The sequence below is a fragment of the Amorphus sp. MBR-141 genome, assembly GCF_053628695.1.
In genome coordinates this window covers 397506-421097 of the sequence record NZ_JBRJGW010000002.1, presented here as the reverse complement: position 1 = coordinate 421097, position 23592 = coordinate 397506, and the positions used below count along the sequence as shown (strand labels likewise).

Here is a 23592-nt window from a genome sequence, read left to right as displayed (position 1 = left end):
CGGGGGATCCCGCGACACAGGCTCTCTGCACAGTGGAAGACCGTCGACGGATCTTCATCATAGGGGGCGCTGGCGCGGGCGCAATGCAGGGCTCGCGCCGGGCCGGCATCCGTCCGCCCCTCAGCGCCATTCGGCCGCCCGCCCCTTATATGAGGCGCACCGAAAGGCCATATGAAGGGCAGGCCGCACCCTTTGGGCCGGACCGGACCTGTCCGGCCCGGAAATGCGCTGGCCCGTCCCGGGAGGGATCCATGGCTGACCCGACATCACGACCATCCAGGCCCGCCGCGCCTGCGCCCCTGTGGGCAGGCGAGCGCGTCACGCGCGAGCACCTGACGTTCGCCGCGCCGTTCCGGGTCGAGGGCCCGCTCGGCGAATGTCCGGCCGGCACCTTCGAGGTGGAAACGGTCGAAGAGCTGATCGACGGCCTGTCGTTCCCCGTCTACCGCATCGTGTCGACCTCGGTGGTCCTGCCGGTTCCCCGTGCCGCGTCGAGCGCGCGCCAGATGGTGCGGCTGGATCCGGCATTGGTGCGGGCGGCCCGGGCGGCGTCCGGCCCGGTCGAGCCGAGCTGACCAGCCGCAGGTTTCAGTGCGGGATGCGGGCGGCGCCCTTGCGCGCCTTTTCTGATCCCGCTCGACACATAACGCGATGACCGGCCCTGCCGTCCGCTTTGGCGGACGGTTGAAGGAGCCGGGGGCGCCGTACCAGCAAGAGCACCGAGATGGCCCTGAACTTCGTCAACCCCTGCCGCAACTACGACCAGAAACGCCGGCTGATCTCCTTCGTCGGTCACGACGGCATGATGGAGATCCCGTTTCTTCTGGAGGTGAACGCCCTGCCGTCCATCACCCCCCAGGCGTCGACGTCCGAGGAGGATCTCCTCGAGGCGTTCGACAAGGCCCGCGGCGCCATCGAGTCGGTCGCCCGGGAATCCTACTCCCACCGCCGCCAGCGCGAATATGTGCTGACCGCCAAGGACTTCCGATAGAGCATTTGCCGTTCGGATCGAAGCGATCGGAACGAAAAGGAATTGCTCAAGATACTGAATCTGGTGCCATTTCTCATCGCTCAGGCGAGTCCACCTGATCGGAAAAGGCTCTGGAGCCCTTTGCTGCGAGGCGGGCCCGCTGGTCGATGGGGCATGCGCTAGACGCGGCACTGCAGCTCGGAGAAGCCCATCCGCCGCAGGATGACGGCCTGGCGCTCGTCGCCGACGCCTTCGGCGGTGATGGCCAGGCCCATCTCCTGGCCGAGGTGCAGGATGGCGCTGACGATGGCGACGGACCGCGGGTCGGTGCCCAGGCTGGCGATGAAGCTCTCGTCGATCTTCAGGCGGTCGAACGGAAACGTCCTGAGCCGCGCGATGGACGACGTGCCGGAGCCGAAATGGTCGAGGGCCAGCCGGACGCCGAGCGCCTTCAGCGCGCCGAGGATGGCGCCGACGTGCGCCTCGTCGCCCGCCAGCGCGGTTTCGGGCATCTCCAGCTCCAGGCGTTCGGCGGCGAGCCCCGCCTTGGCCAGCACCCGGGCGACGCTCTCCGGAAGGTCGCCGTGGGCCAGCTGGATGGGGGAGACGTTGACGCTGACGCGCAGCCCGTCGTCCCAGGTCGCCGCCGCCGTGCAGGCTTCCTCCAGCATCCACGCGCTGATCTCGTGGATCAGCCCGGCCTTCTCGGCGACCGGCAGGAACACCTCGCCGGCAATCGGCCCGCGGCTCGGGTGGGTCCACGTCGGGATCGCCTCGTAACCGTGGATGCTGCCGTCGACGCCGCGCAGCGGCGAGTAGGCAAGCGACAGCTGGTTGTCCGCAAGCGCGCTCCACAGGTCGTCGGCGATCGGCCAGGCGTCGTCGGGCAGCGCCGGCCCGCCGGCCCCGGTCCCCACGAACCCGCTGCCGCCGGCGCGCTTGACCTTGTAGAGCGCGACGTCGGCGGCCTTCAGCAGCGCCTCGGGATCGTCGGCGTCCTCCGGGAAGACGACGACGCCGATCGATGCCGACACGGCCAGCGTCTCGCCCGCCATCGCGATCGGCTGCTTGAGCGCGTTCACCAGCCGCTGCGCCAGCGCCGCGGCGCCATCCGGCTGCCGGACGCCGACCTGGATGACGCAGAACTCGTCGCCGCCCAGGCGGGCCGCCGTGTCGACGACGCGCACGTGGGTGAGCAGGCGGCGGCCCACCACCCGCAGCACCTCGTCGCCGGCGGCGTGGCCGTGGATGTCGTTGATCGCCTTGAAGCCGTCGAGGTCGAGCAGCAGCACCGCCACGTGGTCGCCCGACCGGCGCGCAAGCTCCAGCGCCTCGGCCAGCCGCTCGTTGAACTGGGCCCGGTTGGGAAGCCCGGTCAGGGCGTCGTGGGAGGCCAGATAGCGGGCCCGCGCTTCCGCCTCGCGGATCTGGGTGACGTCGGAGATGCTGGCGATGATGAACGGCTTGTCGCCGTCTGCGGTCGGCAGGTGAAGGAGCCGCTTGCGCGTGATGATGATGTGCGGGGTCCCGTCCGCATCGTTGGCCACTTCCTCGTTCTCGTTCGGCCGCCCTGTCTCGAACACCTGGTCGTCGATCCTGCGGAAGACTTCCATCTGTTCCTCGGGCATGTTGCCGATGGTGTTCAGCACCTTGTCCCGGGGCAACCGCGCGAAGTCGCAGAACGCGTCGTTGACCATGACGGCGCGGTGGTCGCGATCGATGAGAAACACCGGGGTGGGCACCCCGTTCAGGATCGTCTGCAGGGTCTCGATGGTTGGCAGGATCGGGGACCTGGATAGCATGAGGGGCTCTGCTCGCACGATGGACGGTCCGGGCCGATGCCCGGACACCGGATAGATGGGGTGGTGGCCGGCCTTTGGCACGGCATCGCCATGCCGGCCGTTCCCGGCCCGCCTGCACCGGCGCTTCGCCGGCGGGCCGCCCGCAGCGGGCCTCGCGGTGGCGCTTCGGCCCCCGCGTCCCCGCCGGCCGCAGGCGGCGCGCAGCTTGACCGAGACCGGCGCGCGATGCCAGGTCTGAGACGGATCTCCGCGGGACCGGCTTCGAGGCCGCACACACGGCTGGTCGACGACAAGAACGACGCCGAACGGCATTTGCACGAGTGACTCCCGCGTGATCCCCATCCTTCCCGATCTGCTGCCCCTCGTGATTGTCGTCGCCGGGGCCTTTGCGGCTGGCTTCATCTCCGGGCTTGCCGGATTCGGCACGGCGCTGATCGCGTCGGGGTTCTGGTTCCATGCCCTGCCGGCGTCGATGGTGCCGCCGCTGATCGTGCTGGTCGCGGTCGCCGCGCAGCTGACGAGCTTCCGGAGCGTGCGCAAGTCGTTCGACTGGCGGCGGGTCACCCCGTTCCTGATCGGCGGCTTGGCGGGCGTGCCGCTCGGCGTGCTGGCGCTTGCCTACGCGTCGCCGACGGTGCTGCGGCCCTCGGTCGGCATCTTTCTCTGTCTCTATGCCACGCTCCAGCTGCTCGGCCTGTCGCGCCTCCGCATCCCGGCCCGGGTCAACCGGCTGCACGATGGCGCGGTGGGCGTGGGCGGCGGGTTTCTCGGCGGCTTTGCCGGCCTGTCGGGTCCGCTGCCGTTGATCTGGCTGCAGCTGAAGGGCGGCCCCAGCGACATGCAGCGGGCCATCTACCAGCCGTTCAACCTGGTCGTGCTGGTCTTCGCCGGCGTCGCGATGACCGCCGCCGGCCAGGTCACCCGCGACGTCTGGATCGTCGCCGCGGTCTGCCTGCCGGCCGTGCTCGCCGGCACGGTGCTCGGCACGCGGATCTACAAGGGCGTGAGCGAGAAGCGCTTTCAGGCCGTCGTCCTGGTGCTGCTGCTGGTGTCCGGGCTGATGCTCGTCGCCCAGGCCGCGTTCGGCTAGCGCATTTCCCGTTCGGATCGAAACGATCTGGACGAGAAGAAATTCCTCAAGCGTTTGAGTCTGAAGCTATTTCTGATCGAGCAGGTGTCACCACCCGATCGGAAAAGGCTCTGGCGCAGGGCGGGCCGGCGCCGCCACCATCCCGGCCGGCCCGGGCCGGCCCAGGCGCATTTTTTGCGTTTTCAGCGGAACCAAATGCGTACCGAGTGCGTTCTTCTCGCATCTGACAACGGCAAAAGAGGGAGGTTCGCCATGCTGAACCAACTGCTTCTGGGCCGTGCCCTCTATTGTGGCCGGCCGCTCGACGACAGGGCCGACGAGAAGTCCGTTCCGATCTCGCGGACCGTGCACGACTGGATCAAGGCGCGCTGGCGCTGACCGCGCGTCGCCATCGCTGAACGTCCCCCAGCCGCCCGGCGTCCGCCGGGCGGCTTTTCGCGTTTTGGGCGTGGCGGCCGGTCGAACAGGGCGTCGACGCCCGAGACGCAGTCGCGTCGATCGCGACGTGAATCCGGTTCGCGCTGCCGGAATCCTCAATCACCACGCCGCGACAAGAGCGCATGCGCGCCGCGCGGATCACGACCGTCAGGGATGCGGGAGATGTGCGGATATCGGGGAGCGCAGGGCGGGAACCTGCTGAGTAATGGTCGGAGTGGCAGGATTTGAACCTGCGACCCCCTCGTCCCGAACGAGGTGCGCTACCAGGCTGCGCTACACTCCGACAGTGGGCGGTCTTATAACCACCACGCCCGGGCGCCGCAAGCCATCAGACGCCGCTCGCGCACCACTTTCCAACAGGCATTCCGTGCGCGCCGCCGCAGCCCCCCGCACGGCGCGGTCCGGCCCGCCGCCGGCGGCCGGCCGGACCATGCCACCTATCTTTTTCGCCGCGACCGCTCTATCCCGCCCGGGAGTGACCGTCGGCCCGGAGCGGACGCGGAAAGCCGGGAGGCGGCCGTCCGCCCGTCTCGCGCGCCGGATGCGACAGCCGGTCACGGTCCCTGGAGCCCGGTCGGTCCGATCCGGGTTCATCGCGATCGAGGAGCAAGCCCGTGCCAGCCCTGACCCATGACCGCCGCTTCGACCCGCGCCACGGCGAGCCGGTCGCGGTCGCGCCCGGCGTCGTGCGGATCACCGCGCCCAACCCCAGCCCGATGACCTTCCACGGCACCAACACCTACCTGATCGGCGACGACACGGTGGCCGTCGTCGATCCCGGCCCGGCGCTGGACGCCCATGTCGACGCCATCGTGCAGGCGATCGCCGGCCGGCCGGTCAGCCACATCCTGGTGACCCACACCCACGGCGACCATTCGCTCGCCGTGCCGGCGCTCAAGCGCGCCACCGGCGCGCCGACGGTGGGCGAGGGGCCGCACCGGGCCTCCCGCGTGCTCCGGGCCGGCGAGGTGAACCCGCTGGATGCCGCCGGCGACGCCGCCTTCCGCCCCGACATCGCGGTCGCCCACGGCGACGTCCTCACCGCCGGCGGCCGGCCGGTCGAGGTGGTCGCCACCCCCGGCCACACCGCCAACCACGTGGCCTTCGCGCTGCCCGATGCCGGCCTGCTGTTCTCCGGCGACCACGTGATGGTCTGGGCGACCTCGGTGGTGGCGCCGCCCGACGGCGCCATGGCCGACTACATGGCCTCCCTCGACGTGCTGCTCGCCCGTCCCGATGCGCGCTACCTGCCGGGCCACGGCGGCGCGGTGGAGGACCCGGCCGCCTACGTCGCGGCGCTCAAGGGCCACCGCCTGCGCCGGGAGGAGGCGATCGTGCGGGCGCTGTCGGAGGGCCCGCGGACGATCCCGCAGATGGTGCGGCAGATCTACGTGGCCCTCGACCCGGCGCTCCACACCGCCGCCGGGCTGTCGCTGCTCGCCCACCTGGAGGACCTGGTCGCCCGCGGCACGGTCGCCGCCGACCCGCAGCTCTCCTTCGACGCCACCTACACGCTGGTCGGCCCCTGGAGCCGGGAGGATCACCTGCAGGATTAACGCACCCCCACCGCCCCCTCCGGCAGCCGGTAGCCGGCGAACTGGTCGCGCAGCGTCGTCTTCTTGATCTTGCCGGTCGCCGTGTGGGGGATCTCGTCGACCACCACCATGTCGTCGGGCAGCCAGAACCGGGCCACCTTGTCGCGCATGAAGTCGGTGAGCGACGCCTTGTCCGGCGTCCGTCCCGGCTTCGCCACGACCACCAGCAGCGGCCGCTCGCCCCAGACCGGATGCGCGACGCCGATCACCGCCGCCTCCGCCACGTCCGGGTGGCCGACGGCGATGTTCTCCAGCTCGATGGAGGAGATCCATTCGCCGCCCGACTTGATCACGTCCTTGGAGCGGTCGGTGATCTGCATGTAGCCGTCCGGGTCGATGTGGGCGACGTCGCCGGTGTCGAAGAAGCCGTCGTCGTCGAGGATGTCGCCGCCGGCGCCCTTGTAGTATTCCCGCGCCACCGCCGGCCCGCGCACCTTCAGCCGGCCGAAGGTCCTGCCGTCCCAGGGCAGCTCGGTGCCGGCGTCGTCGGTGATCTTCATCTCCACCGTCATCGGCGGATAGCCCTGCTTCTCCTGCAGGTCGAGCTTCGCCTCCGCCGACAGATGGTCGGTCTCCGGCTTCAGCGTGCAGACGGTGCCGAGCGGGCTCATCTCGGTCATCCCCCAGGCGTGGCAGACATCGACGCCGTAGCGCTCCTGGAACGCCTCGGTCATCGCCCGCGGGCAGGCCGAGCCGCCGATCACCACGCGCTTCAGGTCGGGCAGCTTCGTGCCGGTCTCGTCCAGGTGGGCGAGCAGCATCAGCCACACGGTGGGCACCGCCGCCGTCATCGAGACCTTGTAGGTGGTGAGCAGCTCGGCGATCGACCGGCCGTCCATCAGCGCGCCGGGCATCACCAGCCCGGTGCCGTTCAGCGGCGCGGAAAACGCCAGCGACCAGCCGTTGGCGTGGAACATCGGCACCACCGGCATCACCACGTCCCGGCAGCCGACGTTCAGCATGTCCACCGCCGACATGGAGAACGCGTGCAGCATGTTGGAGCGGTGGGAGTAGAGCACGCCCTTCGGGTCGCCCGTCGTCCCCGACGTGTAGCAGAGCCCCGCCGCCGTCCGCTCGTCGAAGTCGGCCCAGGCGAAGTCGTCGTCGGCCTCCGCCAGCCACTCCTCGTAAGGCACTGCGTTTGTCAGCGACGTCTCCGGCATGTGCGCCGCGTCGGTCAGCACGATCACCCGCTCGATGGTGGCGAGCTCGTGGGCGATCGCCTCCAGGATCGGCACGAACGTCAGGTCGACGAAGATCAGCCGGTCCTCCGCGTCGTTGATCAGCCAGGCGATCTGCTCGCGGAACAGGCGCGGGTTGACGGTGTGGTAGATGGCGCCGATGCCGAGCAGCCCGTACCAGACCTCCAGGTGCCGGTCGGTGTTCCAGGCCATCGTCGCCACCCGGTCGCCGAGCTTGATGCCGGCCCGGTCGAGCCGCTTGGCCAGCCGCAGCGCGCGGCTGCGCAGGTCGGCGTAGGTGGTGGTGCGCATCGGCCCTTCCACGCCGCGCGTCACGATCTGGCGGCCGCCGTGGATGGTGGCGGCGTAATCGATGATCTTGTGGCAGAGGAGCGGCCACTCCTGCATCAGGCCCTGCATGCACTTCCTCCCGGGACGCGACGGATTACGCGGCGCTCTGCGGCGCCTTTCCCCGAGTAAGGGCCATGCGGAAGGGGGTGTAAAGTGGGGGTGGGTATTGTCTCTTTGTCGCTCACGCCGGTGTGCTTCGCACACCGGCTGCGCGGGCACGGCCTCCGGCCGGCATGCGGTCGCATGCTGGTTGGAGGCGTCCTGAAAGGCCCTGGTTGTGCGCGCTGGAGAGGTCGGTGCAGACCTCGCCGCATCACACCAGCAGCGCGCGACCGCGCGCCGGCCGGAGGCCGCCCTCCCGGAGCCGGTGCGCGCAGCGCACTCGGCGTGAGGGGCAAACAAACCCGGCCCAACCGCATCGCACCCACCAGCATGCGACCGCATGCCGGCCGGAGGCCGCCCTCCCGGAGCCGGTGCGCGCAAGCGCATTCGGCGTGAGGGGCAAACAAACCCGCGCGGGCAAACCAACCCCAGGCTGTACACGTTCCAACCCCGCGCTATGCTGCGGGAAACGCGCGGGAATCGCGCGGGGGCCAGCCTGGGGGAACCGCATGCCGACCGAGACGTCCGCCACCGATGCGCTGCCGCCGGACCGCCCGCCGGCGATCCGCACCATCGCCATGCCGGCCGACACCAACCCGGCCGGCGACATCTTCGGCGGCTGGCTGATGTCGCAGATGGACCTGGCGGCCGGCAACGTCGCCGCCCGGCGGGCGCGCGGGCGCTGCGCCACCATTTCCGTCGACGCGCTGACGTTCCTGTCGCCGGTGCACGTGGGCGACGAGGTCAGCCTCTACGCCGACATCGTCCACGAGGGCCGCTCGTCGCTGGGCATCCACGTCGAAGCCTGGCGCCGCCCCCGCGACGGCGAGGGCGGGGTGAAGGTGACGGAAGCGAAGTTCACGTTTGTCGCGATCGGCGCCGACGGGAAGTCGCGGCCGCTGCCGTGAGGGGGAAGGGCGCGTCTTGATTATGTAAACAGACCTAAAATAATACACACGCAGAATATACGGAGATATCTTTTGAGGATCTCATACTCACTCAAAAATCTCAGAAGCTTAGACGAGACGGACTATGTTAGTCTACGTCCCATAACTATTTTACTCGGAAGAAACAGCGCTGGGAAAAGTACTTTCCTGCGCTCGTTCCCCTTGTTTCGACAGTCAATCGAGGCGCGCACCAGCGGCCCGATCCTTTGGTATGGCGACTATGTCGATTTTGGCGACTTCAAAGCGGCTGTGCGAGATGGCGAGGCCGAGAGAGAAATCGAGTTTGGGTTTAAGGTCGAAGACTTTGAATCTCGATCTCTAATCGAAGAGTATGTACCTTCAATTAGTGATTATAATTATTATTCAACCCGAAGAATACCAATAAAGTATGAAGAAGTTACAGTTAACTACAGTATTGGTTTACAGAATAATAGAACCGTTAGGAGAAGAATAAACATAAAGGTTCCAGAAAAAAATGTTGATCTACAAATTTTTATGTCGAGATCAGGAGTCGTCTGCGAATCATATAGAGTGAACGGAATTGATATCGGGGCTATCATCCCTGGGCATGAAGTGTATTTTCGCACATCGAGCGTATTTTCTTCTACGGTTTTGGCGCTTTCCCGTCGCGGGGAAACGGGCCAGAGGCGTATTGTTAATGCTCCTACTGCGTGCGTAAATGCCATCAAGAGCATTATTTCAGAATCCGTTGACAAACGGATACTTCCTGAAAACGTATTGCTCGAAGCCCGAAAAATATTGATGTGTAGTCAGCTTAATAAGAGTTCAATTGCTAATCTCGAAAGTAGGGCAGATACCGAATCATTTAGGAAACTCTATCGCCGTTGGGTCAGGGGGGGAGAAGGAGATGTTCTTGAGGGTGTTAAACTAATTTGCGCGCTCCATCATTCTCTTCTAGCCATAAATGGCGTTGGTTCAACGTTAGCCGAGTTCTTTCGTGGAACTACATACTTGGGGCCGGCTCGCGCGAGGAGTGAAAGATATTATCGATTTCAAGAGCTGGAAATTTCTGAAATCGCGCCAGATGGGCAGAACCTTCCAATGTTCTTGGCCTCAATCGGGAGGAGGCAATTAGGCGAATTTTCCGATTGGGTGAAAAGTCTATTTGATTTTGGGGTCGAGGTAGAGAGAAATGAAGGGCATATCAGTATTAAGCTGATAAATAACGGCCTTTCTGTTAATCTATCTGACACTGGATACGGGGTATCGCAGATACTCCCTGTTCTGGCGCAGGTTTGGTGGGCGTCAAGGGGGGCTGTAAGAAGGCCCGTCAGGTCATCCATGTCGGAATTGAGACCCATTACTATGGAGCAACCGGAACTTCATCTGCATCCTGCTCATCAGGCTAGGCTCGCGGATGTATTTCTCAGTGCTCTTACGCTAAGTGAGAATGAGGGAGGCGGGGCGCCATTATTTTTGATCGAGACCCATAGTGAAGCGCTAATCAACAGGCTGGGGGAATTGGTGGGACGAGGCGATCTTAACGCTGACGATATCCAAATTGTGATATTTTCTTCATCTTCTAGCGGCGGTTCGAGCTCCAGTATTCGAACTTCTGTTTTCTCAGAGGGGGGAGTTTTGGAAAATTGGCCATACGGGTTTTTTAATTACTGATGATTGTGTCGATCGAGTTATCCGAGAGGCAGGCGCTATTGGCTCCACAGGAGGAGATGAGCGAATTTTTTTCTGAGATTGCTCGTTCCAGCATTTTCGGGAACCATAGATATGTTGTCCAGAGAGATATTGCCGGCTGGGCCGTTGCAAATCTATCCTTGTCGGAGCGAGATCGTATGCATTTAGATCGGCTTCGCTCCGAATACACACAGTTAGCGGGACTTTTGACGTCGAGTCCCGTCAGGCTTGATGTCGCTTATGGTGATGGTGAAATAGAATCTGTTGCGACCGGGATTTGGAGGATGGGGCACCGGAAATTCTTGTCCGGAAAGTACTCGGAGCCAGTGACAATTGTATTAGAGAATGCGGCCAGAGATGGCGCCTTTTACGAAATCATGTTTGAAGAAGAGGCGCGCGCCCAGCAGATTGGCGAAATTAATTATAGGTGGGTGCATGGAGGCGGTGCATCGTGTGGAGAGGAGCTTAAGCGGCAAATAGAGCATAAGCAGATTTCGCTTTGTATCTGTGATACTGATAGAATTGCGCCAGGAGCACCTATTTCGGAAATTTTACGAGCTGCTGAGCGAGTAGGCGGCAGCATGATTTTTGTCGGTAGGGTATTCGGCACGCCGGGAAGAGAAATAGAGAATTTTATTCCTTTGAGTATTGCTTCCAAGTATATGGACTATAAGAAGAGTGCGGTATTGTCTAGGATTATTAGGCTTTTTGAGGCGCAGTCGGAGGTGGTATCGGGGGATTGCTTTTGGTTGTATTTTGATATTAAGAAGGGTGTTAATGGTGCCGATGTATTGAGAATTTGCTCTTCCAGAGATATTATTGAATGGGTTTGCCGAAAGTACAGGGTCTCGGAAGATTCGCTTGAAGATGTCGATATTTCTGGATTTGGTGATTCAATCTTGTCAAGATTTATGTCTGATAATGTCTCTAAAGCCGAGTTTTCGCGTTTCATGCGCGAGAAATACTGGTCATCTCATTTCTCGGGGTGGTTTAGTCCTATTTTATGGTTTCTCAGCGCTAGAAGATCGTCAAGGGCATTTTGATTTTGCGTTATGGCTCGCCAATCCCCTCAACCCATCCTTAACCCTTCTCGGCTATCCGGGAGTATCGGGCTCATGCGCGGTGCGCGGGCCGGGGGATCCGGGCGGTTCGGGCGTGTAACAAAGCGCCACCATTCGTGAGGTGGCAAAGCAGGTTTCGCACCAGCTTCGACCCGGATGCTGCCGCAATTGGACCCGATGCCGGAGCCAGCGCGCGGTTGTTCCATTGGCCCAGAGGGGGCCGGACGCGCGGTCTGGGTTTGAGGATGAGAGACGGACAGATGGCCAGCACCCAAAGCGCCCACAAAGGCGCCGCCAAGCCGAACCTTTGCGACCACTACAAGCCGGTCGGCATCCAGGCGATCTCCGCCGCCACCGTCTGCCGGGGCCCGAAGCCAGCGCCGAAGAGCAGCTGGGTAAAGTAGGTTTTTTGCGCTCACGCCGAGTGCGCTGACGCGCACCGGCGGTTTGGTCCGCTCACGCCGAATGCGCTGACGCGCATCGGCTCCGCGGGGGCGGCCTCCGGCCGGCACGCGGTCGCGCGCTGGCGGGGGTGTCCGGGTGGACCTTGCATGTTGTCCTCCGCGCCAACCCCACACTCCGCTCATCCCCGCGAAGGCGGGGATCCAGGGCTTCAGACTGTAGAAGTTGTTTATTCCCCTCACGCCGAGTGCGCTGGCGCGCACCGGCTCCGGGAGGGCGGCCTCCGGCCGGCCGACGGTCGTCGGCTGGTTGGTGTGATGCGGTGAGGTCTGCGCCCGCGTCGCCCTTTACTCCGCTCATCCCCGCGAAAGCGGGGATCCATAGGGCGTCAGAGTTCTTCCCCTACATCCCCCTTACTCCGCTCATCCCCGCGAAGGCGGGGATCCAGGGCTGCAGCCTCCGGAGCCCGCCTCCGCGCGCCACCCAACACCCCCACAGGACACCTCCCACCAGCGCGCGACCGCGCGCCGCCCGATAGGGCGCCCTCCCGGAGCCGATGCGCGCAGCGCATTCGGCGTGAGGGGCATAAAATCCACCCCCCCCCCCCCCGAGGGACCCAAACCAACCCGACCAACCACCAAACCATCAAACCACCAAACCATCAAACCTTCACACTTCTCCCGCTTGACCCCGCGCCCCGTGCGCCGTTCACTCCGCCGGCCCGGACCAGCCGCCGCAGGGGGCGGGGGAGGTGCGGGCCGTCGGGAGTGGATCTTGCTCAGCTATTTCGTACCGGAGGCCTCGGCGCTCACCCGCCACGACGGCCAGGAGCACAAGGGCCCGCTGCCGCGCGGCGCCACCTGGGTGGACCTGGAGAACCCGTCGACCACCGACATCGCCCGGGTCGAGGCGATGGTGGGCGTGGCGCTGCCGACGCGCCAGCAGATGGAGGAGATCGAGAGCTCCAGCCGCTTCTACCAGGAGGACGAGGCGCTGTTCATGACGGTGATGCTGGTGCGGGTGGTGGAGAGCGGCCAGCCGGCGATCTCGCCGGTCACCTTCATCCTGCGCAAGAACCGGCTGGTCACCATCCGCTTCGAGGGGCCGCGCGCCTTCGGCATCGTCGCCGCCAAGGTGCAGCGCGCCCATTCGGCGTGCCAGTCGGGCGGCGACGTGATGTTCGAGCTGCTCAACACCGCCGTCGACCGCACCGCCGACATCCAGGAGGTGGTGGCCTCCCGGCTGGAGGAGATCGCCCGGACGATCTTCGAGACCGGGGTGCGCGACCGGCGCGGCGACCCGGACGTCCACGACGCCATCAAGTCGATCGGCCGGCTCGGCATTCTCACGCTGCGCATCCAGGACAGCCTGATGAGCCTGGAGCGGATGACGGCGTTCCTCAGCCACCACCTGTCCGTCGGCGGGCTCAACGCCGAGGCCGACGGGGCGAAGATCGACACGCTGCTGCGCGACGTGCGGTCGCTGACGGAGCATGCCGACGCGCTCGATTCCAAGGCGAACTTCCTGCTCGACGCGACGCTCGGCCTGGTCAGCCTGCACCAGAACCAGATCGCCAAGATCTTCTCGGTGATGGCGGTGCTGTTCCTGCCGCCGACGCTGATCGCCTCGGCCTACGGCATGAACTTCGTCGACATGCCGGCCCTCGACTGGTCGCTCGGCTTCCCGCTGTCGCTGATCCTGATGGTCTGCTCGGCGCTCGGCTCCTGGGCGGTGTTCCGCTGGCGGCGGTGGCTCTGATTTTGCCCCTCACGCCGAATGCGCTGCGCGCATCGGCTCCGGGTGGGCGGCCTGACCGGCCGGCGCGCGGTCGCGCGCTGGTGGGAGTGATGCGGGGAGGCTGAGGGTGTTTGGTGGAAGGTACGCGACCCATCCTCCGCTCATTCCAGCGAAGGCTGGAATCCAGTCTTTCTTTTGACAGGACAGGGAGCGCGCGGGGCATGAAGCAGAGGAGGTGATCCGAAGATGGCCTTCTACGTCTATCTGCTGGCGAGCCGCCGCAATGGAACGCTCTATCTCGGCATGACGGACGACATCGCGCGCCGCATCTACGAACACCGGGAGAAGCTGAAGCAAGGCTTCAGCCAGCGCTACGGCGTCAGCCACCTTGTTTGGTACGAAAATCACGATAGCCGGGAAGCAGCGTTCGTGCGGGAACGCCAGATGAAGGCCTGGAAGCGGGAGTGGAAGATCCGCCTGGTCGAAGAGCAGAATCCGGATTGGATGGATCTCTACGAAACCCTGCTCTAGCGGCGTGCCATCCCGTTTCTCCGCTCATCCCCGCGAAAGCGGGGATCCATAGGGCCGTAGAGTTCTGCTCCAGCCTGTCCCCACATTCCGCTCATTCCAGCGAAGGCTGGAATCCAGTTGCGGCCTTGCCGCCGGTTCCGGGGGAGGGGGAAGGCTGCCTGCCTGTGACGCAAGCGGGCACCAGCTCGGAGCCCTGATCGTCAGCTCCGTGCCTGCCGCCCTGGATTCCAGCCTTCGCTGGAATGAGCGGAGTTTGAGGCCCGCTCCGGGGACAAGACCAGCCCCTCCCAGTAACGCACCCCCCCACCCCCCTCTCAGGACACCTCGCACCAGCGCGCGACCGCGCGCCGGCCGGAGGCCGCCCACCCGGAGCCGGTGCGCGCAAGCGCACTCGGCGTGAGGGGTAAACAACCCGGCTCAGGGAAAAAGCCGCGCCTTCTCCCAGCCCGCCCCCGGGCCCGGCCGGCGAAACACCACCCGCTCGTGCAGGCGGAACGGCCGGTCGTGCCAGAACTCGATGGCGAGCGGGCTGACCCGGAAGCCCGACCAGTGCGGCGGGCGGGGGATCTCGCCGAGGCCGTAGCGGGCGGTGGTGGCGGCCACCGCCTTTTCCAGGGCGAAGCGGCCGTCCATCTCGCGCGACTGGCGCGAGGCCCAGGCGCCGATGCGGCTGCCGCGCGGGCGCGAGGCGAAGTAGGCGTCGGCCTCGGCCTCCGAGACGGTCGTCACCGTGCCGCGGATGCGCACCTGGCGGCGCAGGCTCTTCCAGTGGAACAACAGCGCCGCCTTGCCGGAGGCGAGGAGCTCGGCCCCCTTGGCGCTCTCGAAGTTGGTGTAGAAGACGAAGCCGTCGGCGTCGTGGCCCTTCAGCAGCACCATGCGCACGTTGGGCATGCCGTCCGCATCGACGCTCGCCACCGCCATCGCGGTCGGGTCGTTGGGCTCGCGGGCGGTGGCATCGGCCAGCCAGTCGGCGAACAGGGCGAACGGATCCTGCGCTTCGGAGAAGTCACCTGCCGTTAACGCTTCGGACGGCACAGTGTCGAAATCGGTCATGAGGACGGCTCCGTGTACGCTCGGGACAACTGCCCCCGTTATATCGCGCCGCCGCGCGGGCGCCATCCGGCCTGGATGGGGCTGGTTGCCGCCTGCGTGGCGCTCGGCGGCTGCGGCATGATGGGGCCGCGCGGCGAGGCGATGTTCGCCGCCAACGAGGTCACCGCGTCGACGTCGGCCACCGAGGCGCTGGCCGAATCGTCGGGGTTGAAGCAGGGCGATCTGGAGGCGCTGGCGCTGGCGCTCGGCCGCAACCCGGACGGTCCGGACGATGCGGCGGCCCGCGTCTGGGACAATCCGACCCAGGGCACCGGCGGCCGGCTGATCGACGTCGCCGACGTGCCGGGGCCGGACGGCCATCTGTGCCGCACCTTCAAGACCACCGTCAACGCGCCGGAGGGCCTGTCGCTGCTCACCGGCATCGGCTGCCGCCGCGCCGACGGCCGGTGGGGCATCGACGGCGTCGCCACCGGGCCGGGTGCTGCGGCGGGCTGAGCGGTCGTCTGGCGAAGGCCGGGGAAATCACCTATATCTGACGGGAATTGCGGGGCGGCCGGCAGCGGCGCGTCCTTGGCATCGACCCATTCAGTTCTGAACAGATCCGACGCACGATGAAAGATCCGTATCACGTCTTGGGGCTGTCCAAGACGGCGAGCGAGGCCGAGATAAAGTCGGCCTATCGCCGGCTTGCGAAGACCTATCACCCCGACCACAACGCCGACGATCCGCGCGCCAAGGAGCGCTTCGCGGAGGTGGGCAACGCCTACGAGATCCTCGGCGACAAGGACAAGCGCGGCCGCTTCGACCGCGGCGAGATCGACGCCGACGGGCGGCCGAAGGGCCATGCCTTCTCCGGCGCCGGCGGCTTCGATCCGTTCGGCGGCGGCGGCGGGCCCGCGGGCGGCTTCGGCGGCCGGGCCCGCAGCGCCCGCTTCGGCGGCGGCGGTCCGGACATCGACGACATCCTGCGCGACTTCATGGGCGGCTTCGGCGGGGCGCGGGGCGCCGGTCCGGGGGCGGGCCCGGGCGGCGCCGCCGGCCGCACGTGGAAATCGCCGCAGGAGCCGGGCCGCGACGCCGAGGCGACGGTCACCGTCACCCTGGAGGACCTGGTGCGCGGCGACAAGGTCCGCGCCGACCTGCCGACCGGCAAGAGCGTGGCGATGTCGGTGCCGCCGGGGGTGACGTCGGGCCAGCAGGTGCGGCTGCGCGGCCAGGGCTTCCCGAACCCCACGGGCTCGGCCGCCGGCGACGCCATCGTCACCATCAAGATCGCCGCCCATCCGGTGTTCACGGTGGTCGGCAGCGATCTCCGGCTCGACCTGCCGGTGACGCTCTACGAGGCGGTGCTGGGCGCCAAGGTCCGGGCGCCGACGCTGGAGGCGGCGGTCGACCTGACGATCCCGCCCAACACCAGCGGCGGCAAGGTGCTGCGGCTGCGCGGCAAGGGGCTGCCCAAGGCGCTCGGCGGGCGCGGCGACCTGCTGATCACCATCCGCATCGCGCTGCCGGAAGAGGGCGATTCGGACCTGGAGGACCTGATGCGCAAGTGGCGCGAATGGGGCCCCTACGATCCGCGCCGCGACCTCAAATAGGCAGCACCGCGCCGCGCCGGTGGGGGGAGCGGGCGAGCGTCTCGGCGACCTGGGCGACGAGGTCGGCCAGGTCGTGTCCCCGGATGCCGGTGCTGAGCCGCGGCGGCGGCACGTGGACGAACACCACGGTCGGCCGCGGGGCCCGTCGGGCCGCCCAGTCGAGCGCGGTCAGGTAGGCCGCGTTGCAGAGATAGCGGCCGGGGTCGTCGGACACCGAAATGCGCAATTTCGCGCGATTTAGCGCAGTTTTGACCCGGTTTGCGTCCACTTCGGTGCGGCGCGCTGCGCGATGTGCGTAAATCCCTGATTTCACGATGAGTTTTGCCCCGGCGGCGTCCGAAAGCGCAGCGTCTGCGCGCGCGTGCGCAGTGCGCTCCAGGCGCGCGCTGCGCGCACGCACCGCAACCCCGGTCATCACCACGACGTCCGGGCGGTGGACGCCCAGGAGGTCGGGCAGGCGCGCCAGCATCGCCCACTCGGTCGGCAGCGTCTCGGTGGCAACCCGAAGCGGGGTGCGCGTGCGGGCGAGCCGGCGGGCGGCGGCGGCGACGATCGCCCCGGTCGGGTTGACCGGCACGCCCGGGAACGGCCCGAAGCCGGTCAACAGCACCCGGACGGGGCGGGCAGGCATGCGGCGCTTCAGCCAGGACGCGTCGTCGGGGGAGAGGGCGGGCCCGGGCATGTCAGATCTCGCCCAGCCCCATCATCCGGGCGATCTCGTCGGCGGCGACGGTGGCCGCCACCGCGCCGCCGGCCACCGAGCTCTCCAGCTCGCGCACCCGGGAGCGGACATCCGGGCGCATGTGGATGGCGGCCATCATCTGTTCGCGGATCATCGTCCACATCCAGGCGACCTGCTGGCGCTGGCGCTTGGCGTCGAAGCTGCCGCTGGCCTCGCCGCTGGCGCGGTGGTTCAGCACCTCCCGCCACAGCCGCTCCAGGCCGTCGCCGGTGAGTCCCGAGACAGTGATGACCGGCGGCCGCCAGGCGGCGTCGGAGGCCGTCAGGATCTGCAGGGCGCTGCGGTATTCGGCCGCCGCCTGCATCGCCCGGGGCGCGTTGTCGCCGTCGGCCTTGTTGACGGCGATGATGTCGGCGATCTCGATGACGCCCTTCTTGATGCCCTGAAGCTCGTCGCCGGCGCCCGGCAGGCCGAGGACGAGGAAGGTGTCGACCATGTCCGCCACCGCCGTCTCCGACTGGCCGATGCCGACGGTTTCCACCAGCACCACGTCGTAGCCCGCCGCCTCGCACAGCAGCATGGTCTCGCGGGTGCGGGCGGCGACGCCGCCGAGCGTGCCGGCGGAGGGGGAGGGGCGGATGAAGGCGTTCGGATCGACGGCGAGGCGCTCCATGCGCGTCTTGTCGCCGAGGATCGAGCCGCCGGTGCGGGTGGAGGAGGGGTCGACCGCCAGCACCGCGACGCGGTGACCGGCCTTGGTCAGCATGGTGCCGAGCGCGTCGATGGTGGTGGACTTGCCGACGCCGGGCACGCCGGTGATGCCGAGGCGGACGCCGCCGCCGGTGTCGGGCAGCAGCGCCTGCAGGAGGCCGCGGGCGCGCCGGCGGTGGTCGATCTTCTTCGATTCCACCGTGGTGATGGCGCGGGCGAGGGCCGCCCGCTTGCCGGAGCGGATGCCGTCGAGAAGACGGTCCAGCTCCGGATCGGGTTCATACGGGGAAGGGGTGTCGCGATCGTTCGTCATGGGGCTCGGACTTTGCCCCAGATTCGCGCCGGCCGCGACACCCGGGAGGACTGGCCGGTCAGGACTTCCAGATGATGCGCTGAAGCTCGGCATCCTTGAGGTCGCCGGCGCTCGGCAGTTCGTCGAACGGTCCGCCGTAGCCGGGGATCGCGAACACCAGCGTCACGTCGCTGGCGCCGCGCGACGGGCACACCGCCATGCCGCGCCACAGGTTCTGGCCGACACGGCAGGACGAGCGGCTGACGCCGGCCTCGGCCATGGACATGCCGATGCGTTCGCCGCGCGGCCCGGTCAGGTGCTGGGTGACGCCGTGGACTTCGCCGACCATGCCGCCGGCGCCCTTGAAGACCTGGATCACCTGGATGCCGTCGCGGAACACCGCGAGCGTCCACGAGGTGCTGTTCTCCTGGGCCGTCTGGACGGTGCGGACCTCGCCCCACGGCAGCGCTTCCTTGAGGGCGGATTCCGAATAGCGGGTGGATCCGTTGACCGGTCCGGCACCGCTGCTGGTGATGGTGAGGTAGGTTTCGGTCGGGTAGGTGGCATCGCCGCCGCTGGAAACGCAGCCGGCCAGCGACAGGGCCAGCGCGGCAATCAACGCGAAACGCATGGTGTCCTTCCTGGTTACAGGGTGAGAAACGGATCGGCCGGACGATGGGTCCGGCCGGTGGGCCCATAGGGCGGCATCAGGGTGAACGAACGGTCAATCCGCGACGATTTCCACCGCCTGACGCGTATGGAAGACGCCGATCTTGCCGAAGCGTTCCTTGTAGGCGCTCTTCAGCTCGGCCAGCTTGCCGGTCGCCACGGCGGTGTCGGGATGGACGACGATGAGGACCTTCGTCGTCGCACCGAGCATCGGCAGGTTGCCCGGCTTCGTCGACGAACCCTGACCGTAGGCGGACAGAACCGTCAGGCCGTCCGGGAAGCGCGGAGCGACCTCGTCGGCCAGGAAGGTCGACCACTCCTGCTCGCTGACGCCGCCGTCCGCGTTGACCAGCCCGAAATAGAGCATCGACTGAACCATCGCGGGGGCGGATTGCGCGGATGCGTCGCGGAGCGCGAGCGGAGACAGCACGAGGAATGCGGCCAGGACGGCCGAGGCGAACATGCGAACCATGGGGACCTCCGAAGGCAACGTTTCCACAGGCATCCGCAATAGCATTGTTTGGCCCGAAAGCGGAGCGGGCGCTCCGGGGCGGGGTCTGGAAACCGCACGTTTGCCGGGATAGTCTGGCGGCATGGCCTGGAGATGGCCCGCAGCTCGCATCCCGTCCGGGACATGGTGAACATCTCCGCTTTCCACGCCGCTGCCGTTTTCGACCGATGGGCGAAGACGTCGGCAACGCGAGCACCGACGAGCGCTTTGCCCTTCAGCGAGGAAAACGGACATGCGTGACCATCGTGATGCGAAGGCGATGGCGAAAGCCATGCGCGAGGCGCTCGCCGAGCGCGACGTGACGATCCCCCACACCGTGGCGCTGGAAATCGTTGCCCGGCAGTTCGGGCTGGCAAGCTGGAACGTGCTGTCGGCGAAGATCCAGGGGGACCCGCCGGCCGCGCCGGCGGACGGCATCGCCTTTCAGCGGGCGGTGCCGATCGTGCGGATCTTCGACGTGGCCAAGGCACACGAGTTCTATCTCGGTTTCCTCGGCTTCGGGGTCGACTGGGAGCACCGCTACGGCGACGATTTTCCCCTCTACACCCAGGTGTCACGCGGCGGCCTGGCGCTGCATCTTTCGGAGCACTCGGGCGACGCCTCGCCGGGCGGAAACGCGTGCGTCTACATGACCGGGATTCGCGCGTTCCACCGTGAACTGACGGACAAGGCCTATCGCTACATGAAGCCGGGTCTGGAGGCGGTCGACGGTCGCCTGGAGGTGCAGGTCACCGACCCGTTCAACAACCGGCTCCGCTTCATGGAAGTCGGGTCCGGCTAGAGCCTGTCCCGCTCTGATCGAAGCGCTCTGATCTCATCGGGAAGTGCTTCAGTCGTTCGGGCAGATGAGATCCGGGCCGGTCGTGTAGCAGCCGCCCGGTTCCGGGATTCGGGTCGGCGATGGCGGGCCGATCGCGTCCGGGCCCGGCTCCGGCCGGGGCTGGCGCGGGCCGATCTCGTTCGGATCCGGCCGTGCCGACACCGGGGCCGCCGGGCCTGGATACACGGAGCCGGGCGGCGGCCCCGCATTCTGCAGCGCCCAGGTGTCGATCGCGTCCAGCCCGATGGCCCCGGCCGCCGCGGCCGCGCCCCAGTCCGCCGCGCGGCGCTTGTCGTAGATGGATGCGCCCGGCCGGCCGACCGGCCAGCTCGGCGGCGCACCGCCCCATCCACGGTCGCCCACCTGCTGGACCGGCACGTCGTTCGATGCGGATGCCTGAGCCTTCGCAGAACCCACGGGAGGCCAGGCGGACGCCGATGGTGCGCCCAACAGGACGACCAGCGCGACGGTGGTCAGCGCGCGCGGCGCGGACCGACGGTTCGATAGCGAAACAAGCATGAGATTGATTCCCGGCCCCACGTCTGCGGACGGGGCAGGAAAGCGCCCGAGGCTGTCTCCGGGCTTGCTTCCGGGAGCCGGTTCTCGCCGCCAGGGCCCGGCGGGCAAGGCGGCGGACGAGGGCAGGCGGCGGAGGCCTTGCGCAGCGGTCCGCGGCAGCGTGGGGCTGCCCTCAGCCCGGCAGCGAATGCCGCCCGAACGAGTGCGGCAGCAGGGCGTCGATGGAGGTCGCGAGGACGCGCGAGAGGTCGCCGGTGCAGCACAGCACCGCGATGTCCGCCCGGGCGAGGCCGGCGAACTCGGCGATCATCTGCCGGCAGCGCCCGCACGGGGTGACGACGATTGCGGGGCTGCTTCCCGGGTTCATCAGGTGGCCGGTGACGGCGATGGCCGTGACGATGCGGTCGCCGGCGTTGTTGGCCGCCACCAGCGCCGCGGCTTCGGCGCAAATCGCCAGGCCGTAGGAGGCGTTCTCGAGGTTCGATCCCTGATAGACGACGCCCGATGCGGTGCGCACGGCGGCGCCGACGGCAAAGCGGGAATAGGGCACGTGGGCGTTCGCCGTCGCCGCGAAGGCGGCCCGGCAGAGCGCCTGGTCGTCGGCGGGAAGCCCGGAGAGCGGCCGGCTGCCGTCGTCGTCCGGATCGCTCACCGGCGCCTCATTCCGCCGCCTGGGCGGGGGCGTAGCCATGCTTGCGGTTGAGCGCTGCGACGAGATCGACCGCGGCATCGGCGATCACCGTGCCGGGCGGGAAGATCGCGGTGGCGCCGTCGCGGTAGAGGGCGTCGTAGTCCTGGGGCGGGATGACGCCGCCGACGACGATCAGGATGTCCTCGCGGCCCTCGGCGGCAAGCGCCGCCTTCAGCGACGGCACCAGCGACAGGTGCCCGGCGGCGAGCGACGAGACCCCGACGATGTGCACGTCGTTCTCCACCGCCTGCCGGGCGCATTCCTCCGGGGTGGCGAACAGCGGGCCGATGTCGACGTCGAAGCCGAGGTCGGCGAAGGCCGAGGCGATCACCTTCTGGCCGCGGTCGTGGCCGTCCTGGCCCATCTTGGCGACCAGAATGCGCGGCCGCCGGCCGTCGTTCTCCTCGAACGTCTCGACCAGTTCCTGAACCTTCCGGATCTTCTCGCCCATCGATCCGCTCTCCCGCTTGTAGACGCCAGAAATCGTCCGGATCTCGGCCTTGTGGCGGCCGAACACGGCCTCCATGGCATCGGAGATCTCGCCGACGGTGGCCTTGGCGCGCGCCGCCTCGATGGAGAGCGCGAGGAGGTTCTCGCCGCCTGCCGCACCCGCGGTCAGGCGCTCCAGCGCCGCCTTCGTGGCGGCCTCGTCGCGCTCGCCGCGCAGGCGGGCGAGCTTTTCCACCTGGCTCGCCCGGACGGCGGCGTTGTCGACCTTCAGAACGTCGATGCTGGCTTCCTCGTCGGCCTTGTACCTGTTGACGCCGACGACCGTCTGCGCGCCGGAATCGATGCGCGCCTGGGTCTTGGCGGCCGCCTCCTCGATGCGCAGCTTCGGAATGCCGGCCTCGATCGCCTTGGCCATGCCGCCCAGCCCCTCGACCTCCTCGATGTGGGTGAGGGCGCGCGCCGCGAGATCGGCGGTCAGCCGCTCGACGTAGTAGGAGCCGCCCCACGGGTCGATCGGCGTGGTGGTGCCGGATTCGCTGGCGAGCAGGATCTGGGTGTTGCGGGCGATGCGGGCGGAGAAGTCGGTCGGCAGCGCCAGCGCCTCGTCGAGCGCGTTGGTGTGCAGCGATTGGGTGTGGCCCTGGGTGGCGGCCATCGCCTCCAGGCAGGTGCGGACCACGTTGTTGTAGGGATCCTGCGCCGTCAGCGACCAGCCGGAGGTCTGGCAGTGGGTCCGGAGCGACAGCGACTTTTCCGACTGGGGCGCGAAATTGTCGCGCATCAGCTTCGCCCACAGCAGGCGGCCGGCGCGCAGCTTGGCGATCTCCATGAAGACGTTCATGCCGATCGCCCAGAAGAAGGACAGGCGCGGCGCGAAGGCGTCGATGGACATGCCGGCGGCGACGCCGGCGCGGGCGTATTCGATGCCGTCGGCCAGCGTGTAGGCGAGCTCCAGGTCAGCCGTCGCGCCGGCTTCCTGCATGTGGTAGCCGGAAATCGAGATCGAGTTGAACTTCGGCATGTGCTGCGAGGTGTAGGCGAAGATGTCGGAGATGATCCGCATCGACGGCTTCGGCGGGTAGATGAAGGTGTTGCGGACCATGAACTCCTTCAGGATGTCGTTCTGGATGGTCCCGGCGAGCTTGTCCTGGGGCACGCCCTGTTCTTCCGCGGCCACGATGAACAGCGCCAGGACCGGCAGGACGGCACCGTTCATGGTCATCGACACGCTCATCCGGTCGAGCGGGATGCCGTGGAACAGGGTGCGCATGTCGAGGATGGAATCGATGGCGACGCCGGCCATGCCCACGTCGCCCGACACGCGCGGATGGTCGGAATCGTAGCCGCGATGGGTGGGCAGGTCGAAGGCGACCGACAGGCCCTTCTGGCCGGCGGCGAGGTTGCGCCGGTAGAAGGCGTTGGATTCCTCCGCCGTCGAGAACCCGGCGTACTGCCGGATCGTCCAGGGCTGCTGGACGTACATGGTCGGGTAGGGGCCGCGCACGAACGGCGGCAGGCCCGGATAGCTGTCGGCGAAGCCCAGCCCGGCACGGTCTTCGGGGCCGTAGACGGACTTCACGGAAATGTCCTCGGGCGTCACCCAGGCGTCGCCGGCTGCTTGGGCCTGCGCCATGTCCGGCGCGCGCCAGTCCATCTCGGAGAAGTCGGGGATCGCCGTCATGGGCGTCGTCCTTCTTGTGCAATCTCCCCACCGGCGCTGCCGGCAGCCGTATCCT

Annotated in this window: 24 protein-coding genes and 1 tRNA gene; 14 read left to right on the top strand and 11 right to left on the bottom strand. The window is 67.3% G+C overall.

Annotated elements, in window-relative coordinates; all coding sequences use genetic code 11:
- Positions 1–251: 251 nt before the first annotated feature.
- Together ACSSVZ_RS04545 and ACSSVZ_RS04540 are read left to right on the top strand one after the other, a co-directional pair.
- The gene (locus ACSSVZ_RS04545) at positions 252–575 is read left to right on the top strand and encodes a hypothetical protein (RefSeq protein WP_453968552.1); all 324 of its coding nucleotides are present in this window, start codon (positions 252–254) and stop codon (positions 573–575) included.
- Positions 576–724: 149 nt separating this feature from the next.
- The gene (locus tag ACSSVZ_RS04540) at positions 725–991 is read left to right on the top strand and encodes a DUF1488 domain-containing protein (protein ID WP_453968550.1); all 267 of its coding nucleotides are present in this window, start codon (positions 725–727) and stop codon (positions 989–991) included.
- A 158-nt stretch (positions 992–1149) separates the two neighbouring features.
- Here the strand turns inward: ACSSVZ_RS04540 and ACSSVZ_RS04535 are convergent, their stop codons facing one another.
- A complete protein-coding gene (locus ACSSVZ_RS04535; RefSeq protein ID WP_453968549.1) occupies positions 1150–2772 on the bottom strand; it encodes a sensor domain-containing protein in 1623 nt (540 codons plus the stop codon).
- A 331-nt stretch (positions 2773–3103) separates the two neighbouring features.
- Here ACSSVZ_RS04535 and ACSSVZ_RS04530 point away from each other — a divergent pair, with 331 nt between their 5' ends.
- Positions 3104–3862: a sulfite exporter TauE/SafE family protein gene (locus ACSSVZ_RS04530; protein WP_453968548.1), complete on the top strand. Its 759-nt coding sequence runs from the start codon at positions 3104–3106 to the stop codon at positions 3860–3862.
- Positions 3863–4114: 252 nt separating this feature from the next.
- A complete protein-coding gene (locus tag ACSSVZ_RS04525; protein ID WP_453968547.1) occupies positions 4115–4240 on the top strand; it encodes a hypothetical protein in 126 nt (41 codons plus the stop codon).
- Between the two features lie 266 nt (positions 4241–4506).
- Here the strand turns inward: ACSSVZ_RS04525 and ACSSVZ_RS04520 are convergent.
- A tRNA-Pro gene (locus tag ACSSVZ_RS04520) sits at positions 4507–4583 on the bottom strand.
- 331 nt (positions 4584–4914) lie between these two features.
- Between ACSSVZ_RS04520 and ACSSVZ_RS04515 the strand changes: the two genes are divergently transcribed.
- Positions 4915–5856, top strand: coding sequence for an MBL fold metallo-hydrolase (locus ACSSVZ_RS04515; protein WP_453968546.1), 942 nt, complete (start codon positions 4915–4917; stop codon positions 5854–5856).
- Here ACSSVZ_RS04515 and ACSSVZ_RS04510 read toward each other — a convergent pair.
- A complete protein-coding gene (locus ACSSVZ_RS04510; RefSeq protein WP_453968545.1) occupies positions 5853–7496 on the bottom strand; it encodes a long-chain-fatty-acid--CoA ligase in 1644 nt (547 codons plus the stop codon). The two genes, ACSSVZ_RS04515 and ACSSVZ_RS04510, sit on opposite strands and share 4 nt — an antisense overlap.
- Before the next feature lie 542 nt (positions 7497–8038).
- Between ACSSVZ_RS04510 and ACSSVZ_RS04505 the strand changes: the two genes are divergently transcribed.
- The 6 genes from ACSSVZ_RS04505 (at position 8039) to ACSSVZ_RS04480 (ending at position 13860) form a co-directional block, all read left to right on the top strand.
- A complete protein-coding gene (locus ACSSVZ_RS04505) occupies positions 8039–8437 on the top strand; it encodes an acyl-CoA thioesterase (protein WP_453968544.1) in 399 nt (132 codons plus the stop codon).
- A 72-nt stretch (positions 8438–8509) separates the two neighbouring features.
- A complete protein-coding gene (locus ACSSVZ_RS04500) occupies positions 8510–10111 on the top strand; it encodes an AAA family ATPase (RefSeq protein WP_453968543.1) in 1602 nt (533 codons plus the stop codon).
- 56 nt (positions 10112–10167) lie between these two features.
- A complete protein-coding gene (locus ACSSVZ_RS04495; protein WP_453968542.1) occupies positions 10168–11172 on the top strand; it encodes a hypothetical protein in 1005 nt (334 codons plus the stop codon).
- A gap of 278 nt (positions 11173–11450) precedes the next feature.
- Positions 11451–11594, top strand: a complete 144-nt coding sequence (locus tag ACSSVZ_RS04490) for a hypothetical protein (RefSeq protein ID WP_453968541.1) — start codon at positions 11451–11453, stop codon at positions 11592–11594.
- A 772-nt stretch (positions 11595–12366) separates the two neighbouring features.
- Positions 12367–13350 (top strand): magnesium transporter CorA family protein, encoded by a 984-nt coding sequence (locus ACSSVZ_RS04485; RefSeq protein ID WP_453968540.1) that lies wholly within the window; start codon positions 12367–12369, stop codon positions 13348–13350.
- 225 nt (positions 13351–13575) lie between these two features.
- Positions 13576–13860 carry a GIY-YIG nuclease family protein gene (locus tag ACSSVZ_RS04480; RefSeq protein ID WP_453968538.1) on the top strand — a complete coding sequence of 95 codons (285 nt, stop codon included), beginning with the start codon at positions 13576–13578 and terminating at the stop codon, positions 13858–13860.
- Positions 13861–14277: 417 nt separating this feature from the next.
- On the opposite strand, the gene pdxH is transcribed toward ACSSVZ_RS04480, so the two are convergent.
- A complete protein-coding gene (pdxH, locus tag ACSSVZ_RS04475; RefSeq protein WP_453968537.1) occupies positions 14278–14916 on the bottom strand; it encodes a pyridoxamine 5'-phosphate oxidase in 639 nt (212 codons plus the stop codon).
- Between the two features lie 12 nt (positions 14917–14928).
- On the opposite strand from pdxH, the gene ACSSVZ_RS04470 reads away from it, so the two are divergent.
- Both ACSSVZ_RS04470 and ACSSVZ_RS04465 read left to right on the top strand, forming a co-directional pair.
- Positions 14929–15411, top strand: a complete 483-nt coding sequence (locus ACSSVZ_RS04470; RefSeq protein WP_453968535.1) for an RT0821/Lpp0805 family surface protein — start codon at positions 14929–14931, stop codon at positions 15409–15411.
- A 116-nt stretch (positions 15412–15527) separates the two neighbouring features.
- Positions 15528–16511, top strand: a complete 984-nt coding sequence (locus ACSSVZ_RS04465) for a DnaJ C-terminal domain-containing protein (RefSeq protein ID WP_453968533.1) — start codon at positions 15528–15530, stop codon at positions 16509–16511.
- Here the strand turns inward: ACSSVZ_RS04465 and ACSSVZ_RS04460 are convergent.
- From ACSSVZ_RS04460 to ACSSVZ_RS04445, 4 genes are all read right to left on the bottom strand, one after another.
- On the bottom strand, positions 16504–17193 hold the full coding sequence (locus ACSSVZ_RS04460) for a pyroglutamyl-peptidase I family protein (RefSeq protein WP_453968532.1): 690 nt from the start codon (positions 17191–17193) through the stop codon (positions 16504–16506). The genes ACSSVZ_RS04465 and ACSSVZ_RS04460 overlap by 8 nt on opposite strands.
- Position 17194: 1 nt before the next feature.
- Positions 17195–18217: a methylmalonyl Co-A mutase-associated GTPase MeaB gene (gene meaB, locus ACSSVZ_RS04455; RefSeq protein ID WP_453968530.1), complete on the bottom strand. Its 1023-nt coding sequence runs from the start codon at positions 18215–18217 to the stop codon at positions 17195–17197.
- 58 nt (positions 18218–18275) lie between these two features.
- Positions 18276–18827 (bottom strand): DUF1131 family protein, encoded by a 552-nt coding sequence (locus ACSSVZ_RS04450; protein WP_453968528.1) that lies wholly within the window; start codon positions 18825–18827, stop codon positions 18276–18278.
- Positions 18828–18920: 93 nt separating this feature from the next.
- A complete protein-coding gene (locus ACSSVZ_RS04445; RefSeq protein ID WP_453968527.1) occupies positions 18921–19337 on the bottom strand; it encodes a DUF3574 domain-containing protein in 417 nt (138 codons plus the stop codon).
- A gap of 271 nt (positions 19338–19608) precedes the next feature.
- Here ACSSVZ_RS04445 and ACSSVZ_RS04440 point away from each other — a divergent pair, with 271 nt between their 5' ends.
- On the top strand, positions 19609–20157 hold the full coding sequence (locus ACSSVZ_RS04440) for a glyoxalase superfamily protein (protein WP_453968525.1): 549 nt from the start codon (positions 19609–19611) through the stop codon (positions 20155–20157).
- Between the two features lie 48 nt (positions 20158–20205).
- On the opposite strand, the gene ACSSVZ_RS04435 is transcribed toward ACSSVZ_RS04440, so the two are convergent.
- The 3 genes from ACSSVZ_RS04435 to scpA form a co-directional block, all read right to left on the bottom strand.
- Positions 20206–20715: a hypothetical protein gene (locus ACSSVZ_RS04435; RefSeq protein WP_453968524.1), complete on the bottom strand. Its 510-nt coding sequence runs from the start codon at positions 20713–20715 to the stop codon at positions 20206–20208.
- Between the two features lie 172 nt (positions 20716–20887).
- Positions 20888–21367: a cytidine deaminase gene (locus ACSSVZ_RS04430; RefSeq protein ID WP_453968523.1), complete on the bottom strand. Its 480-nt coding sequence runs from the start codon at positions 21365–21367 to the stop codon at positions 20888–20890.
- 7 nt (positions 21368–21374) lie between these two features.
- The gene (scpA, locus tag ACSSVZ_RS04425; RefSeq protein WP_453968522.1) at positions 21375–23537 is read right to left on the bottom strand and encodes a methylmalonyl-CoA mutase; all 2163 of its coding nucleotides are present in this window, start codon (positions 23535–23537) and stop codon (positions 21375–21377) included.
- Between the last annotated feature and the right edge of the window lie 55 nt (positions 23538–23592).

Excerpts from the sequence above, each read along its gene's own strand:
- ACSSVZ_RS04545 (WP_453968552.1), top strand. The coding sequence starts at position 252 with ATGGCTGACCCGACATCACGACCATCCAGGCCCGCCGCGCCTGCGCCC.
- ACSSVZ_RS04540 (WP_453968550.1), top strand. The coding sequence starts at position 725 with ATGGCCCTGAACTTCGTCAACCCCTGCCGCAACTACGACCAGAAACGC.
- ACSSVZ_RS04535 (WP_453968549.1), bottom strand. The coding sequence starts at position 2,772 with ATGCTATCCAGGTCCCCGATCCTGCCAACCATCGAGACCCTGCAGACG.
- ACSSVZ_RS04525 (WP_453968547.1), top strand. The coding sequence starts at position 4,115 with ATGCTGAACCAACTGCTTCTGGGCCGTGCCCTCTATTGTGGCCGGCCG.
- ACSSVZ_RS04510 (WP_453968545.1), bottom strand. The coding sequence starts at position 7,496 with ATGCAGGGCCTGATGCAGGAGTGGCCGCTCCTCTGCCACAAGATCATC.
- ACSSVZ_RS04505 (WP_453968544.1), top strand. The coding sequence starts at position 8,039 with ATGCCGACCGAGACGTCCGCCACCGATGCGCTGCCGCCGGACCGCCCG.
- ACSSVZ_RS04495 (WP_453968542.1), top strand. The coding sequence starts at position 10,168 with ATGAGCGAATTTTTTTCTGAGATTGCTCGTTCCAGCATTTTCGGGAAC.
- ACSSVZ_RS04490 (WP_453968541.1), top strand. The coding sequence starts at position 11,451 with ATGGCCAGCACCCAAAGCGCCCACAAAGGCGCCGCCAAGCCGAACCTT.
- ACSSVZ_RS04480 (WP_453968538.1), top strand. The coding sequence starts at position 13,576 with ATGGCCTTCTACGTCTATCTGCTGGCGAGCCGCCGCAATGGAACGCTC.
- pdxH (WP_453968537.1), bottom strand. The coding sequence starts at position 14,916 with ATGACCGATTTCGACACTGTGCCGTCCGAAGCGTTAACGGCAGGTGAC.
- ACSSVZ_RS04465 (WP_453968533.1), top strand. The coding sequence starts at position 15,528 with ATGAAAGATCCGTATCACGTCTTGGGGCTGTCCAAGACGGCGAGCGAG.
- ACSSVZ_RS04460 (WP_453968532.1), bottom strand. The coding sequence starts at position 17,193 with ATGCCCGGGCCCGCCCTCTCCCCCGACGACGCGTCCTGGCTGAAGCGC.
- meaB (WP_453968530.1), bottom strand. The coding sequence starts at position 18,217 with ATGACGAACGATCGCGACACCCCTTCCCCGTATGAACCCGATCCGGAG.
- ACSSVZ_RS04450 (WP_453968528.1), bottom strand. The coding sequence starts at position 18,827 with ATGCGTTTCGCGTTGATTGCCGCGCTGGCCCTGTCGCTGGCCGGCTGC.
- ACSSVZ_RS04445 (WP_453968527.1), bottom strand. The coding sequence starts at position 19,337 with ATGGTTCGCATGTTCGCCTCGGCCGTCCTGGCCGCATTCCTCGTGCTG.
- ACSSVZ_RS04440 (WP_453968525.1), top strand. The coding sequence starts at position 19,609 with ATGCGTGACCATCGTGATGCGAAGGCGATGGCGAAAGCCATGCGCGAG.
- ACSSVZ_RS04435 (WP_453968524.1), bottom strand. The coding sequence starts at position 20,715 with ATGCTTGTTTCGCTATCGAACCGTCGGTCCGCGCCGCGCGCGCTGACC.
- scpA (WP_453968522.1), bottom strand. The coding sequence starts at position 23,537 with ATGACGGCGATCCCCGACTTCTCCGAGATGGACTGGCGCGCGCCGGAC.